The organism is Bernardetia sp. MNP-M8, assembly GCF_037126285.1.
Classification (GTDB): domain Bacteria; phylum Bacteroidota; class Bacteroidia; order Cytophagales; family Bernardetiaceae; genus Bernardetia.
In genome coordinates this window covers 1,208,942-1,225,048 of the sequence record NZ_CP147012.1, presented here as the reverse complement: position 1 = coordinate 1,225,048, position 16,107 = coordinate 1,208,942, and the positions used below count along the sequence as shown (strand labels likewise).

The following is a 16,107-nucleotide window of genomic DNA, read 5'->3' as shown; positions in this document are numbered from 1 at the left end:
ATATACAACCATGAAATATTTCATTTTACTTTTTTTAAGTAATTTAATTTGCTTTTCAGTGTCAGCACAAGTCTTTTTTAAACAACGAGTGTATGGAAACGAACAGAGAGAAAAAAATATAAATTCAACTATCAATGTTGAGAACAGTATTCAAATATCTACTATTGATATTAATGGAAAGATATATGCGTTATTTGATATATATAACAGTGATTGGAAAAAACAGCCTATAGAGTTTCATAGAAGAAAAGCTATTTTTTATATTGAGGGTGAGAAAAAAGCTATTTCTATGACAGAAGGGAGAAAGTTAATGAAAGATTTAGGCGAAAAAAAAATAGTACAAGCAATCGATAAGTCTAGAATAGGAACAGGAGTAGGAAGAGCCTTTCAAGGAGTAGGGTTGTTTGTGGGTGTTTCAGGAGTCATACTTACATTAGGTAGTGGTTCTGAAATAGGGTTAGCTGGTATTTTAATGGGAGGAGCAGGGTGGTATGGAGGAAGGCAATTAGTCATCCTTTCAAGAACTCCTATAAAAAATCGTCTAGCAGAATATAACTCTCGTTTGGATGATAAAACAGAAAAAAACTTCTATCAAAATATTAAACCTTCTTCACTTACTTTCAAACCAGTACAGATAAGTCCATTTACTCCATCATTAGCTCCAACTTTAGGTTTCGCTTGGAAGTTATAATAGTAACAATTAATTTCAGAATTGTACTTTATAAGAATAGATAAAGCCTTATGAACCTCAAAAATTCATAAGGTTTTGTTTTTTGTTTCTTAAAAGAAGTAGAATTGTGTATTTTCGTTTTGGAAAATGTATTTTAGCCACACTGATTTTCATTTCTCCTTAAACTCTTCATTCTCTGTGGTTAAAAATGTATTTTCTCGTAATTTTTAATTTGTCATTCGTAATTTCATTAACATAAATGCCTATCTTTTTAACAGAATATTCTAGTGCTTGGATAATTGTAGCTTTGCTTTTAGGAGCAGGTTATGCAGCTTTGTTGTATTACAAAAGAAGTTCGCCTTGGGGCAAAAGCTGGCAAAAAGTATTGGCTGCCATTCGTTTTTTGTGGGTTTCTGTTCTTGCAATCCTGTTGATAGGACTTTTGATGCAGCAATTTATTACTCGTTACGAAAATCCGACGGTTGTTTTTGCGATTGATAATTCGGCTTCTATTTTATTACAAGAAGATTCTACCAAAATAAATGAAGCTCTAAATTCTATCCAAAAAACGGCTCAAAACCTGCAAGAAAAAGGATTTGATGTAGAGTTTAAGACACTAAATAATATAGAAAATGACAGTATAAAAGATAATTCTGATAAAATAAATTTCAATTATACTTCTTCGCCAATTAGTGATTTATTAAAAAGCATTCAAAGTGAATTCGAAAATCGCAATCTTTCAAATGTAGTTTTGCTTTCTGATGGTGCTTATAATCAAGGACTTGCGCCTGATATTTCTCCTTATTCTTTTTCACTTCAAACTATTGGAGTGGGAGATACTGTTCCAAAAAAGGATATTATTCTTAAAAGTCTTTTTCATAACAAAATGGCTTATTTAGGAAATCAATTTCCAATAGTAGCAGAAGTTACGCATACAGGTTTTGAAAACAGGGAAGTTACAGCCGTTTTATCACAAAATGGAAAGACTATTTCTACTCAAAAAGTGAAGTTTAGTTCGAATCAAAACGACCTTAAAAGCATTGAGTTTTTGGTAAAAGCAATCTCAAAAGGTATTCAGCATTATGTTGTTACAATTGTGCCACAAGAAGGAGAGTTTACTACTCAAAATAACACAGCACATGCTTATATTGATATAATTGATAGTAAAGAAAAAATTCTTTTGGTGGCTGCTGCGCCTCATCCAGATATAAAAGCCTTTCGTGCAGCAATAGAAAAAAATGAAAATTATAAGTTTGATATTTACTTGCCTTATATTTATTTGCCTTATCTGAGTTCAACTAAATTAGAGGATAAATATGACCTTATTATTTATCATCAATTTCCTGATAAAATGGGAAAACCGTTGCCTATTTTAGAAAAACTTAGAAAAATGACTTCTGCCGAACTCTTCATTATTGGAGCGCAAAGCAACTACAATGTATTTAATTCATTAAATACTGGCGTAAAAATTCGTCCTTTAGGAAATCAATCCGATAAAGTAATTCCGTTTTGGAACTCTAATTTTTCAAAGTTTTATCTGACAGATGAACAAAAAAGTCGTTTTGCTTCCTATCCTCCTGCACTCGTTCCTTTTGCTGATTATGAAATTTCTTCACAGGCTGAAATAATGCTGTATCAACGAGTGGGAAATATTCAGACTAAAAAACCTTTAGTTGTGATGAGTGAACAAAATGGCAAAAAAACAGGAGTGTGGCTTGCTGAAAACACATGGAAATGGCGTTTGAATGAATATGCAGACAATAAAAACCAAGAAGGATATGATGCCCTTTTGAGTAAAATTATTCAATATCTTTCTACAAAAGAAGATAAAAGACGTTTTAGAGTTGCCCCAACAGCTTCTCAATTTTCTACTTCTGATGGAGTAAGTTTTGATGTAGAAGTTTATAATGCGATTTATGAACCTCTTTTAGGACAAAATATTCGTTTAGAAATCAAAGATGAAGAAGGAAAAACAAGTACTTATACCTTTACAAACAATTCTTCGCCATTTAGATATTCGGCTTCTGCGCTTCCAGAGGGTGCATATTCCTTTAAAGCAACTACTCAACTAGACGGAAAAACAGAAGTTTCAATCGGACAATTTACAGTAAAAGAAATAAAACTGGAAAGCCTAAATGCAACAGCAGATTTTGGTGTCATGCGAAGACTCGCACAGCAAAATAAAGGTAATTTTTATACACTTTCTAATCTACAAGTTTTACAAGACTCTCTGCAAAATCAGATTCCGACACCAACTGTTTTTAGAAGTGAACAGCTTTCAGATGTCATTAATCTGTGGTGGATTATGCTTTTGATTGTTGGTTTTGCAAGTTTTGAGTGGGGAGTACGTAAATTTCAAGGAGGATACTAGCCAGTTACCAGTAATCAGTTATTTAGTTACCAGTTAAATACAATTCTTCAACCCTCAACGACGGCTTTATGTCTCGTTGACGGTTGAAAAAAACTCAATTATTTAAAGCTCTTGCCAGTGATTTTAGGTAAACTAGAAATAAAAGACCTTTTTTATTACTTTTCACATCTGGGACAAATTCCCACTATTGTACAATATACTTCTTCCACTTCGTATGCTTTGTGTAATTTACAAGTAGCTTCAATATGTTTGAGACAGGTAATTCTATTGCATTTTTTACAGCTAAAATGAACATGATTAGGTTTGTAATTTTCGCAATACTTAGAAGTCGCTGCATATTTGACTCCTCCTTCAGGTGTCATGACTTTATGAATGAACTCCTCATCTACTAATCTATCCAAAATACGATAGACTGTTACTTTACTACATACTTTTTTTACTATTTTTTTTATTTCGTTGGGCGATAATGCCACAGACGAAGACTCAATTAATTCTTTAATTTGGGTTTTTGCTACGGTATTTTTCATGAATGCTGCACATTAAATAAAAATAAATTATGTCAATACAAATTATATTGACTTTGTTTTTGCAACAATGTTGCATTTAAAAATATAAATGTTATTTTTGCAACATTGTTGCATTTAGTAATAATTTTTGAAAAAAATCAGAATTATTCTAATTCGTACTGCTTTTATTTGATAGAATACTCTGATACCAAAAAAATAACCTCATGAAAAAATATAATTTGGCAGATATAACAGGCATAATAAGTTCTTGTACTTGTATGATACATTGTATGCTTACTCCTGTATTTATAGCCTTTGAAATGAGTTTTGTTACTCAACCCATTTTTACTTATTTCTTTCTTTTAATTTCTTTTTTGGCAATTCTAAAAACGACTAAGAAGAGTTCGAATAAAAAAATAAATATTCTATTGTGGTTTTCTTTTATTGCTTTTTCACTTTCTACTTTATTTGAAGATGCTCATGAAGGATTAGAATATGTAGCTTATTTTTTTGCGATACTTATCATTATCGGACATATTTTGAATATAAGATATTGTCAGACATGTAAAATTACGACTACTCAACATTAATTTTATTCATTAATAACATATTTATTTTATTCAAAATGAAAATCACAAAAACAGTAAAAAAACTCCCTGTAACCTTATTGAGTGGCTTTTTGGGCGCAGGAAAAACGACACTTCTCAATCACATTTTACACAATAAAGAAGGCTTAAAAGTAGCCGTTATTGTCAATGATATGAGTGAAGTAAATATAGACGCCAACTTAGTAAAAAGTCAAAATACGCTTTCACGTACAGAAGAAAAGCTCGTAGAGATGAGTAATGGATGTATTTGTTGTACGTTGCGAGAAGATTTGATGGTAGAAGTAGAAAAACTTGCTAATGAAAATAGATTTGATTATTTGCTTATCGAAAATACAGGCATTGGCGAACCTGTTCCTGTGGCACAAACATTTAGTTTTGTAGATGAGGAAAAAGGAATTGATTTATCTAAATTTAGTTACATAGATACATTAGTAACCGTTGTAGATTGTTTTAATTTCTTTAAAGATTTTGGAACAAATGAATTGCTTTTGGACAGAAAACTAACCGATATGGAAGGTGATTATCGTACTATTGTAAATCTACTGACTGACCAAATAGAGTTTGCTAATGTAATTATTTTGAACAAAACAGATTTGGTTGATGAGACTAAATTAGGCACATTAAAGGCAATGCTTCAAAAGCTCAATCCTGCTGCAAAAATAATTACTTCATCGTTTAGCAAAATAGAACCAAAAGAAATTTTGAATACTAAACTTTTTGACTTTGAAGAAGCTCAAAATTCGGCTGGTTGGCAGAAAGAGTTACAAGCAGGAGAACATACTCCTGAAACGGAAGAATATGGTATTTCATCTTTTGTATTTAGGAATCAAAAACCATTTCATCCACAACGATTTTGGAATTATCTGAGTAAAGCCTATCCAAGTGGAGTTATTAGAGCAAAAGGATTATTTTGGTTAGCATCAAGACCTAACGATGCGATTAATTTTAGTCAAGCTGGAGGTTCTTCTCGTATCGAAAGAGCAGGTGTTTGGTGGGCAAGTATGCCTTTTTCAGAACGAATGAAATATCAATCTTTTGCTTTTAATAGAGAAGAAATTGAAAGTAGATGGACTAAAAAATGGGGAGATAGAATGAACGAACTTGTATTTATTGGACAAGATATAGACAAAGAAAAAATGATAGCCGAACTTGAAGACTGTTTATTACAACAAAATGAACAAAAATTATTTGATTCGAAAGCCAAATTTATTGACCCTTTTCCTTACGAAATGTAAACCTAACAAGCTCTCGTCGTTGGTTTCTATTGAACTACGACGAGGGTTTGTTTTGAAAAAAATTACCCACCACACCCCAACAAACGATTATAACGTTCTCTAGCTTCTGCTCTCAACTCTTCTTGTTCTTCTTCTGAAAGTTCTGTAATTTTATCTTTTGAATTTTCAATATGAGTTTTCTCTTCTTGAGTAGAATTTTTTTCTACTTCTTTGTCTTCTTTTTTATTTTGATGCTGTTTCATTGTTGCAAAAATTTTGAGGTTTTTTTATCATTTTACGGTTAATTAGACAGGTTTGTTCTAAAATAAGAAGTTGCAATTCGTCATTATCCTGCCTTTTATCATAAAACCAAAACTTTGGTAAAGCCAAATCATACAAAATTCGTAATTGTTTGTTACTGCAATTTCTGCCAAATATCCTCAAAGTTTTGTGGTTTTTCTATAATAGAATAAATTTTTTCAGCTACAAATTCAGGACTTGCAAGTTGATTATTATCCTTTAATTCTTTGAAGTATTCTACACTTGAAAATTCATTTTGAGTCGTCTTTCTAATCTCTCCTTGCATGTTTGTATCAACAACACCTACCGAAATATTAAAGATTTGCGTATTTTGATTCAATATTTTCTCTTCTTCCTTAACTACTTCTGCGAAAAGATTCAGACCAGCTTTAGACGCACAATAGACAGACCACCCATCAATCGGACGCTTTCCAGCACCAGAAGAAATATTAATTATTACTTTTTCTATATTTCCAAAAGTTTGATTATCAAATGTATGCAAAAACTCATTCATCAAAACGAAGGGAGCAATTGTATTGATATTCATCGTCTTGACAATATCTTGACTAGGAATTTTGCCTACATGACCTACTTGTCCTAAAGTTCCTGCATTATTTATCAAAACAACTTTCTCAATTTTACTTTTTATTCTTTTTTCTAAATCTAACTTTCCAAAGAAGCCAATTAATTCATCTATTTTTGATAAATCAAAAGTATGGTGTTTGTAGTTGCCATGATGAATAGTTTGAGTACGAGAAATTCCTTCTACCAAAATATCTTGTTCAGTTGATAAAATATGATTTGTAAGTGCGTTGCCAATGCCACTGCTTGTACCTGTGATAAAATAAAGCGTTTTCATGATGTATTTATTTTTTCAGAATTTTTAGAATAAAAAAAAGTAATTCCATTATAGAATTACTTAAAAGACTTTTTGTTTTGTTATTACAAAAAATGAGGCTTTTTTAAAATTTTATTTATACCATAATATGATTGAAAGTTTCTTTCAATACATTTTCCATATTTGCCAATTCTACCATATTAGGACCATCAGAAAGTGCGCTGTCAGGGTTAGGATGTGTTTCCATAAAAAAGCCTTTTACTCCCATAGCAGCAGCAGCCTTCGAAAAATAAGGAATATATTCTCTATTTCCTCCAGTTGTTCCGTTGTTTGCGCTTGGTTTCTGAACTGAATGAGTTACATCCATCACGACAGGATAACCCATTTCTTTCATATCAATTATATTTCTAAAATCAACAACAAGATTATGATTTCCAAAACTTGTTCCACGTTCAGTTAGCATAATTTGATGATTGCCTGTACTTTCTACTTTTTTTGCAGGATAAACCATATCTCTACCTGTTAAGAATTGTGCTTTTTTGATATTTACAATTTTTCCTGTTTCTCCTGATTTAATTAAAAGGTCGGTCTGACGGCACAAAAAAGCAGGAATTTGAAGGATATCAACTACTTCAGCAGCAATTTCGGCTTGATAGGCTTCATGAATATCAGTAGTAATCGGAATTTGATATTTATTTTTGATTTTGACTAGAGCTTCCAATCCTTTTTCTAAACCAGGACCTCGGTAAGATTCCATAGAAGTACGGTTTGCTTTATCGAAAGAGGCTTTAAAAATATAAAGAAAACCCATTTTTTTGGAAAGCTCAACCATGTGTTCGGCTACCTCAAAGAGTAGTTCTTCGTTTTCGATTACACAAGGACCAGCAATAAGGAAAGTTTCTTTTTGTAGGCGTTCGTAGAGCGTCATAATTTTTTGTTTTTGGAGAAAATTGAAAGTACAAAACTACGAAAAAAACATAGCTTTTAGAGAGCTTTCCATGAGAATGAGTGGCGATTATCTAATTGCCATTTAAGAAAACGCAATACTTGAGGTGTTAGTAGTGCTATTTTTTGGAGTAGAAAAGAATAATTATTCTAGTGCTAGATACAAGTTAAACCCTTGCTTTAGAGTAAATAATTATCTATTTTTTCTTTAGTTCTTCCATTCTTTTTTTGTAATACTCATCATCATTTATTTCAAGAGCCTTCTCAATAAATTTTATAGCAGTAGTATTATCACCATTTCTTTCGTAATAATCAGCCATAGAATCATAAGCATTGGCATTTTTTGGATAATATTCAATAGCAAACTCAAAGAACATTTTAGCTCTTTTCATTTGCTCCATATCCATACTCATATAACCAGACATATTTAAAAGAAATTCAGGATAGGGTGGAACTGAATATCCAAAATACTTTTCTAGCTTCTCTGCACGATATTTTATTATTTTGGATAACTCTTCTGTTGAAGTTGTTGGCAGGTTAAATTTTTGAGTGTTTTCCATTTGATACCATTGAAAAACAGAAATTAATCCATCCATTATAGAAGGAAAAGGAATTGTACCGTGCAAATCTCTAGGATAAAATTTCCATTCAAAAGCTAACCCATCTACCTTATTTTGTTTTATCATATCTGAAAACATAATATTAGACCTTCCAAACAAAGTAAAATCTGATGTATCTTTCATCACATTATCAATAGTTATTTCTGGTTTCTGCCAGTGTAATTGTCCACCTAAAGACATAAATAAAGACTTTTCTTTATAATCATTACTTGCCAGTTTTTCTTTAGCTTTAGTTAATAACTTTTGATTATCCCAATCCACACTTGGGTCTATGGCAATATAATTAGAAAATAAATTTGGCTTATGGAGAAATGTATGAAGTGTAAACAAACCACCATAGGAATGACCAATTAATGTCCTGAAATTAGTTACAGGATATTTATTTTCTATGAATGGAATTAGTTCTTTTTCTATAAAATTACTAAAATTAGCTGCTTCTCCGTTTTCTTGATTAAATGGCATTCCATTCATCTCTTTTATTTTGGAAGTTGTCAAATCTCTCATTCTGTTATCAGCATTTGAAATGCCAATCAGAACCATTTCAGGTGTAAACCCACCACTATAAAAATTTTGCACATTATGAACAGTAGGCAAAAATACTTCTCCATCTAAAATAAAAGCAACGGGATATTTGTCATTTTTAGTAGCATCATACCCCTGAGGAAGTTGCACATAAAACTGCCTATATTCTTTTAGAGTTTTGGAATATAAACTATCTAAAACGCCCGCTTTTGATAAAAATTGAATGTTTTTATTGCTTTGAGCATTTGTAAATTGTGGTAAGAAAAAAAACAAACTCATTACCAACACTATTTGTATCCTAGGCTTCATTATTTTGTAGTTAATTTCAGTGGTATTAATTTCAAATATCTCCACCAATCTATACAAAAAAAATAAGAATATTGTGGACTGAGGTAAAATAATTTTTTTTTAAGGTTTTTATAGGAAGAAAAAATAAACCAACTATAATTACTATCAAACTACTAAAAAGTATTCCTAAAGAATCATCTGAATATCCTCCAAAACACCTAAAGTGAACTTTTACTTTTCTAAAGAGAATAAAAACTCCAATTAGAAGTAATATCGAACCTGTTCTTTTTTTATTTTTCATATTTATTCAATTTTGCGAAATTTAAACCCTAAGGGTCTTCAAGACCCTTAGGGTTTCGAAGTTATACCAAAGGCATCAGCCATTTTTTCAAGTTCTCTTTTTGTTCTTCACTTGCATCTTCCTTTACAGTCAATTTAATATTGGGATATTGATTTTCATCATATTTTGTTTTGATAGTATGAAGTTGATTATCTCTAAAAAATGAAATTTCTATCTCTGATTTTCCTTCTTTAACAGCTTTTTTCAAAATTGTATTTGGATTGATAGCATCCAATTTATAAGAATCAATAGCTACAATCTCATCATTGACAGTCAAGAATTTGGCTACTTCACTTGTTGGAGAAAAGCCCACTACAAAATATCCATTATTCACTCCATTGGTTTGAAAGACTGTTTTTAAGCCTAATCTTCTTTCTATTTCATTGTCGTTATGGATAAACTCTTTCTCAATTCCGATATAGTCAAAGGCTTCTTTCAAATAGGTATTTAAAGCATTTGGTGAATAAATACATTTCTCAAAATAATCTTTGATATGCTCGCCTGCTACTTCATCAACTACATTGTGGTAATCTTCTAACGAATATCCAATTTCTTTTTTGCCAAAATCTTCCCACATTTTTACCATTACATTATCCAATGATTTTTCATTATTGCTAGACTTTCTGATTTTCATATCCAAGATAAAAGCAGCCATTGCACCTTCTACATAAATTGAAGATTTTCGGTTCGGAATACCCAATTCATAGCCATCAAGCCACAAATCATACGACGAATCAGCAACAGAAAGATTAAGTCTTCCATTATTATGAAAATGTCTTTTTAGTAAAGTTTCAAAGTCTTTAAGATAATATTCTTGCGACCAAACACCACTTCTACACAAAATATAATCGCCATAATAAGTAGTTAATCCTTCAGCTACAAAACCAGTCTTAAAATAGGTTTCTTTAGACAAATCGTAAGGCATAAGTTCTTTCGGACGAATACGCATAATATTCCAAAAGTGAAAAAGCTCATGCGAACTAATTCCCAAAAAGTCGTTATAACGAACTACTCCATCCATATCATAATCTGCTCCCAATGTAATGACAGTAGAATGGCAATGTTCTACACCATGATACTTTGGGTATGGCAAAATCTGGAACATAAAATGATAATCTGTACTTGGGAAATCTTTGAAAAGAGCTATTTGGTCTTGCGTAAATTTTTGAAATTCATCTACTGCTTTTTCAAAATTAATGTTCCAATCTCCTTGAATCCAAATATGAAAATTTGCTTCCGAATTGGCTACTTTATAACTTTTATGTTGTAATGTGTCAGAGGCAATTAAAGGCGAATCTATAAGATGAAAGAAGTTTTCAGCAATCAGAAAACTCTTGTCCTTGTCTTGTGTTTTTTCAATTTTTTGTTCTAATGCACAGGCAATTTTATAGCGAGAAGGCATTTCTACATGCATTCTGTACATAGAATCTGGGCGATTTTTGACTTCTAAACAACAACAAATGAAATTCAAATAAATTTGTTTTTCGTCTACATAACAACCTCCTGCATCCATTTGATTGGCATAGTAGGTATAATGAACTTTTACTGTCTTTGCGCCATCTGTTTTTACTCTCCAATTATCTTTTGTAGCTTTTGAGAATTCTAAGGGCTTGTCGTTTTCATCAAAAACATTAAATTGAGCTATATTTTTGGCAAAATTTTGAAGTGTATAACGCCCCGGTCGCCACGCAGGAAGTTGAAGTGAAAGTTCTTTTTCCATAATATCATCTACGTGATTTATGGTAAGTTCAATATTGATAAAATGATGATGCGCTTGTGTGTATGAAATTTTATAATCTAACATTTGAAAAGAATAGAGTAAATTTGAAAAAAATATAATCGTTCAAGCATGTTGCTTGGACGCTCTGTTGCAGCAAGCATATACTTGCGAAGTGATAAGCACAAGATAGAATCTTGCGCTAGTAAAATGATAATTTAATGAAAATTCTACTAATACAAACAGCTTTTATAGGCGATGTAATTTTGGCTACTTCGCTTATTGAATCTATCTATAAAAAATATCCTTCTGCAAAAATTGATTTTTTATTGCGAAAAGGAAACGAAAATTTACTTCAAGAACATCCTTTATTGAATGAAGTTTTGATTTGGGATAAAAAAAATAAATATAAAAGTCTTTTTGACCTTATAAAAAAGGTCAGAAAAACTAATTATGATGCTGTTCTGAACTTACAGCGTTTTGGAGCAACAGGACTTCTGACAGCTTTTTCGAAGGCAGAAATAAAAGCTGGATTTAAGAAAAATCCGTTTTCTTGGGCTTTTACGCACAAATATGAACACGTAATTACGACAGACAAAAACTCGCCTCATGAAATAGAGAGAAATAGCAAAGTATTAGAGAGTATAAAAATAAATGAAATTTTGAAGCCAAAATTATATCCTTCTCAGTCTGATAAAGATAAAATAAAGGAGTTTATCAAAAATGATTTTATTTGTATTGCGCCTACTTCGGTTTGGTTTACCAAACAATTTCCTTTGCATAAATGGATTGACTTTATAGAAAAATTTCTTTTAGAAAACGAAACTATTTTACCTCAAAACTTTACCATTTATTTGTTAGGTGCGCCATCAGATGCAGAAAATTGTCAGAAAATAATTGATACAATAGAAACAAAATTAAAAGAATTAAATCAAAATAATTTAAAATTCAAAGTTGTAAACTTAGCAGGAAAATTATCCTTGATGCAATCGGCTGCTTTAATGGAACATGCAAAACTTGTTTTGGCAAATGATTCTGCGCCTTTGCATTTGGCTTCGTCTGTCAATGCGCCTGTTTGTGCCGTTTTTTGTTCGACTGTTCCTGCTTTTGGATTTACTCCTCTTTCTGATAAATCATTTATTGTCGAAACTCAAAAACAGTTAGATTGTCGCCCTTGTGGTTTGCACGGCTTTAAATCTTGTCCAAAAGGTCATTTTGAATGTGCAGAGAGCATAAAAACAGAACAGATTTTGGAGATTGTAAATAGTATTTTGTAAAAGAGACATCTCTGTCTGTTTAGAAATTCAACAGACAGGATGTCTGTTTTACTTTGTATTAACATTTTTTAGTAAAATATTTTAAAATCAGAGGGTGATAAAAATAAGTTTTGGGTATAAAGAAGTAAAGCAACTCATCAAAAGGTATGCTTTAAAGAAATTCAAGACTGTATTATCTTTCCCCTTACTGAAAAAAGCATTGTTTGTATGAACAATGCTTTTTTGTTTTTTCTATGTTTTTTGAGAAACTGACAAGAGCAAGAATTTGCTTAGGAATATAAAATGAATAAATTTACACTTTGAAAAATTCAGGCATTAGTAAACAGGGTTTCAACCCTGTTTTTATAGATAGCTAAAAATGTAAATTTATTTTTTAGTCTTCCTTAGATTAGTGGAAGAGAGAAATAAGAATTATTACTACAAAAATATCTATCAGCTTAAATTACCTGTCCTATTTTTTCACCCATTTTTACATACGTTTCCAAATCATTCTTAGTGTTTTGGAGTAAATCTTCATCTATTTTAAAATAAGTAGAATCAAACAACAATACGATAGTAGAACCTCCAAAGGCGAAATAGCCCATCTCATCTCCTTTTTCTACAACTGTATTGGGTTGATAAGTCGAATTGAGACTTCCAACCATTGTAGCACCAACAGGAATAATTAATATATCCCCTTTATTTTCTGTTTTTAATTCACATGTTTCTTTTTTATTCTCACAAAAAACTTTCGTAAAATTATCACGCAAACCAATTGGAGAAACCGAATAATATGTTCCTTTTATCTCCTTTGATTTTGATGGAATTCCTTTAAATGGAAAATGGTATCTGTGATAGTCTTCAGGAGCTAAACGTAAAATAACCATTGAAGCATCTTTATACTTATCTACCAATTCATTATCTTTTAAAAATTCTGTTAGCGTAAACTCTCGTCCTTTTACATAAAAACTATTGACTTCTGAAATCTTTTCAAAAGCTAAAATCCTCCCATCACCAGGTGAAACAAGACCTTCCTCAATTTTGCGAGCACCTTCCTTCAATTCTCTATAAAAAAAATCATTAAAAGATTTGAATGCGCTTACATCTTTCTTAAACTGACTCATATCTATGTTTGCAGCATCAATAAAGGATTGAATTCTATTTATAGAAGACGAACTCTCCATCATTTTGCCATACAATTGTGTTATAAATTTTTGTTTGGCTATAGGTAAAATTAATTTTTCTCCAAATGAATTATTATATAAAAAGTTTATTAATCCCTCTGCTGGAGGATGCTCAATTTTTATCTTACCAGTAGCTCTATTTATGTATTTAATCTCCATTTTATGAATTTAATTTTTGATTAGTTGCCTTCTTTATTTAAGTAGTCGAATCCTTTTAGTTGCCTTCTTTATTTAAGTAGTCGAATCCTTGTTAGTTTTGATAGTTTATTTTAGTTACGCAATTTATGAATTTCCACTAAAATCATTTTTATAATTAAAAATAAAAAAGAACTTCTAAATAAAATTCTACTCTTTTTGAGCTACTCAGAATCATAATTAAGACCAATAAAAGCTAAACCTTTTCTTGTTGAGTTCGGTTTTTAGCCTATCACAAAATATAAAGTAAATTGACAGCTTCACTTCGTAAAATAATACATATAGATATGGATGCTTTTTTTGCTTCAGTAGAGCAAAGAGACAATCCCGAACTAAAAGGAAAACCTGTTGCTGTGGGTGGAGATGGCAAACGAGGTGTAGTAGCAGCAGCAAGTTATGAAGCACGTAAGTATGGAGTTTATTCTGCCATGTCTTCTAAAATTGCATTGCAAAAATGCCCTCACTTGATTTTTGTACGTCCTCGTTTTGAAGTATATAGAGAAGTTTCGTTACAGATTAGAGAAATTTTTTCAGAATATACAGATTTGATAGAACCTCTTTCTTTAGATGAAGCGTATTTAGATGTAACACAAAACAAAAAGCAATTTCCTTCTGCTACTTTGCTCGCTCGTCAAATTAAAGAAGAAATAAAAGCCAAAACTCAATTAACAGCTTCTGCTGGAATATCCTTCAATAAATTTTTAGCCAAAATAGCTTCTGATTTTAACAAACCAAATGGATTATTTACTATTGTTCCTGCTGATTCTTCAATGTTTATAGATGAACTTCCTATCAAAAAATTTCATGGCATTGGCAAAGTAACAGCCAAAAAAATGCACCAATTAGGTATTTATACAGGAAAAGATTTGAAAAAATGGCAAAAGAACGATTTACTCAAACACTTTGGTAAAGCAGGAGGGTTTTATTTTCATATTGCTCAAGGACAAGATTACCGTCCTGTAAATCCAAATCGTATTCGCAAATCTATTGGAGCAGAACGGACTTTTTCGGAAGATTTGTTTGAAGAAAATGAAATGATAGAAGCTCTCCAAAAAATTACACAAAAATTATCGCCACTACTTTTAGACAGAAATATACAAGGCAGAACACTTACTCTCAAAATAAAATATGCAGATTTTAAACAGATTACTCGTAGTCAGACCAGCCTTGAAGGATTACAGACTGAAGACGATTTAGCAAAAATTTATATACCATTACTTCGAAGTATTTTTCCATTAAAAATAGGTATTAGATTATTAGGTTTACAAGTTTCTAATCTAAGCAGCCAGCCAAATACAGAAACAAGTAACAAAATAGGTATGCAACTGACTTTGTCTTTTTGAGTATTTTTATTGAAACTTTAATTATATAATCCCAACACATAACTGTATTTCAAATTTTGTATAGCAAATGAAAATAAAGATTGATAAATTTATTTTGGCAATAATTAGTGTAATTGTAATTGCCTATTTTATACCTCAATGGGGAAGCAAAACAAGCCCTATACCTCTTGATATAATTGGAAGTATTGGTATTGCACTGATTTTTTTCTTTTATGGATTAAAATTAAGTCCTGAAAAACTAAAGAATGGCTTGAAAAATTGGAAACTACATATTGTAGTGCAACTTTCCACATTTTTTGTTTTTCCACTACTTGTACTGTTATTTTATCCATTTATAAATACAGAACAAGGTCAAACATTGTGGTTATCTTTATTCTTTTTAGCAGCATTACCATCCACTGTATCATCTTCAGTAGTAATGGTTTCAATGGCAAGAGGAAATATTCCAGCAGCTATATTTAATGCAAGTATTTCAGGACTGATAGGTATTGTCATTACGCCACTTTGGATGGGATTGTTTTTAACACAAGAAAATACCGATTTTAGTTTAGGAGTCATTTACATTAAACTTTTCACAGAGATACTTATTCCAGTTGTGATGGGATTTGTGTTACAAAAATTTCTAGGGAAATATGCGATAAAATATCAAAAACAGTTAGCTACCTTCGACAAATCTATTATTTTATTGATTATATATCGAAGTTTTTCAGAGTCGTTTGAAGACAATGTATTTAGTTCGTTACAAGTAAAAGACCTTTTAATTATTGCCTTAGCTGTAATTTTGCTATTTTATTTTATGTATTATTTGACTGGCTATCTTGCTAAAAAATTAAATTTTAATCAGGAAGATAGCATTACAGCACAATTTTGTGGAACTAAAAAATCATTAGTACACGGCACAATATTTTCTAAAATTTTATTTCCTGCCACTTACCCAGTAGGATTAATATTATTGCCACTCATGTTATTTCACGCCTTACAAATATTCATAATAAGCATAATAGCTTCAAAATTAGCAAGACGAATAGACAAATAACGTGAACTTAGGATTAAGTGAACTCAAGGAGGAGAATATTGTCTTTCTCCTTACTATGATTTTGTGGCATATTGTGAGAACTCAAAAATAAATTTATAAACTTCGAAGCGTTTTTTTCTTTGTATTTTTGTATATCTATTCTATCATTCTTTTA

At 31.0% G+C, this 16,107-nt stretch carries 14 protein-coding genes; 7 read left to right on the top strand and 7 right to left on the bottom strand.

What is annotated here, in order from left to right:
• Positions 1-10 precede the first annotated feature (10 nt).
• Positions 11-691, top strand: coding sequence for a hypothetical protein (locus V9L04_RS05120; protein WP_338793006.1), 681 nt, complete (start codon positions 11-13; stop codon positions 689-691).
• Between the two features lie 238 nt (positions 692-929).
• Positions 930-3,041 (top strand): VWA domain-containing protein, encoded by a 2,112-nt coding sequence (locus tag V9L04_RS05115; RefSeq protein ID WP_338793005.1) that lies wholly within the window; start codon positions 930-932, stop codon positions 3,039-3,041.
• A 155-nt stretch (positions 3,042-3,196) separates the two neighbouring features.
• On the opposite strand, the gene V9L04_RS05110 is transcribed toward V9L04_RS05115, so the two are convergent.
• The gene (locus tag V9L04_RS05110) at positions 3,197-3,568 is read right to left on the bottom strand and encodes a transcriptional repressor (RefSeq protein WP_338793004.1); all 372 of its coding nucleotides are present in this window, start codon (positions 3,566-3,568) and stop codon (positions 3,197-3,199) included.
• A 203-nt stretch (positions 3,569-3,771) separates the two neighbouring features.
• On the opposite strand from V9L04_RS05110, the gene V9L04_RS05105 reads away from it, so the two are divergent.
• Together V9L04_RS05105 and V9L04_RS05100 are read left to right on the top strand one after the other, a co-directional pair.
• Positions 3,772-4,137, top strand: coding sequence for a MerC domain-containing protein (locus V9L04_RS05105; RefSeq protein ID WP_338793003.1), 366 nt, complete (start codon positions 3,772-3,774; stop codon positions 4,135-4,137).
• A gap of 35 nt (positions 4,138-4,172) precedes the next feature.
• The gene (locus V9L04_RS05100) at positions 4,173-5,390 is read left to right on the top strand and encodes a GTP-binding protein (protein WP_338793002.1); all 1,218 of its coding nucleotides are present in this window, start codon (positions 4,173-4,175) and stop codon (positions 5,388-5,390) included.
• A gap of 62 nt (positions 5,391-5,452) precedes the next feature.
• Here the strand turns inward: V9L04_RS05100 and V9L04_RS05095 are convergent, their stop codons facing one another.
• From V9L04_RS05095 to V9L04_RS05075, 5 genes are all read right to left on the bottom strand, one after another.
• Positions 5,453-5,632 (bottom strand): hypothetical protein, encoded by a 180-nt coding sequence (locus V9L04_RS05095; RefSeq protein WP_338793001.1) that lies wholly within the window; start codon positions 5,630-5,632, stop codon positions 5,453-5,455.
• Positions 5,633-5,784: 152 nt separating this feature from the next.
• Complete coding sequence (locus V9L04_RS05090; RefSeq protein WP_338793000.1) at positions 5,785-6,528, bottom strand: SDR family NAD(P)-dependent oxidoreductase; 744 nt, start codon at positions 6,526-6,528, stop codon at positions 5,785-5,787.
• Positions 6,529-6,643: 115 nt separating this feature from the next.
• Positions 6,644-7,435, bottom strand: a complete 792-nt coding sequence (gene kdsA, locus V9L04_RS05085) for a 3-deoxy-8-phosphooctulonate synthase (RefSeq protein WP_338792999.1) — start codon at positions 7,433-7,435, stop codon at positions 6,644-6,646.
• A gap of 214 nt (positions 7,436-7,649) precedes the next feature.
• On the bottom strand, positions 7,650-8,873 hold the full coding sequence (locus tag V9L04_RS05080; RefSeq protein ID WP_338792998.1) for an alpha/beta hydrolase-fold protein: 1,224 nt from the start codon (positions 8,871-8,873) through the stop codon (positions 7,650-7,652).
• 371 nt (positions 8,874-9,244) lie between these two features.
• Complete coding sequence (locus tag V9L04_RS05075; protein ID WP_338792997.1) at positions 9,245-11,026, bottom strand: M61 family peptidase; 1,782 nt, start codon at positions 11,024-11,026, stop codon at positions 9,245-9,247.
• 134 nt (positions 11,027-11,160) lie between these two features.
• Between V9L04_RS05075 and V9L04_RS05070 the strand changes: the two genes are divergently transcribed.
• A complete protein-coding gene (locus tag V9L04_RS05070) occupies positions 11,161-12,216 on the top strand; it encodes a glycosyltransferase family 9 protein (RefSeq protein ID WP_338792996.1) in 1,056 nt (351 codons plus the stop codon).
• Positions 12,217-12,653: 437 nt separating this feature from the next.
• On the opposite strand, the gene V9L04_RS05065 is transcribed toward V9L04_RS05070, so the two are convergent.
• Positions 12,654-13,538 carry a phosphatidylserine decarboxylase gene (locus V9L04_RS05065; RefSeq protein ID WP_338792995.1) on the bottom strand — a complete coding sequence of 295 codons (885 nt, stop codon included), beginning with the start codon at positions 13,536-13,538 and terminating at the stop codon, positions 12,654-12,656.
• Positions 13,539-13,825: 287 nt separating this feature from the next.
• Here V9L04_RS05065 and dinB point away from each other — a divergent pair, with 287 nt between their 5' ends.
• A complete protein-coding gene (dinB, locus tag V9L04_RS05060) occupies positions 13,826-14,917 on the top strand; it encodes a DNA polymerase IV (RefSeq protein WP_338792994.1) in 1,092 nt (363 codons plus the stop codon).
• A 67-nt stretch (positions 14,918-14,984) separates the two neighbouring features.
• The gene (locus V9L04_RS05055; protein ID WP_338792993.1) at positions 14,985-15,953 is read left to right on the top strand and encodes a bile acid:sodium symporter family protein; all 969 of its coding nucleotides are present in this window, start codon (positions 14,985-14,987) and stop codon (positions 15,951-15,953) included.
• Positions 15,954-16,107 lie beyond the last annotated feature (154 nt).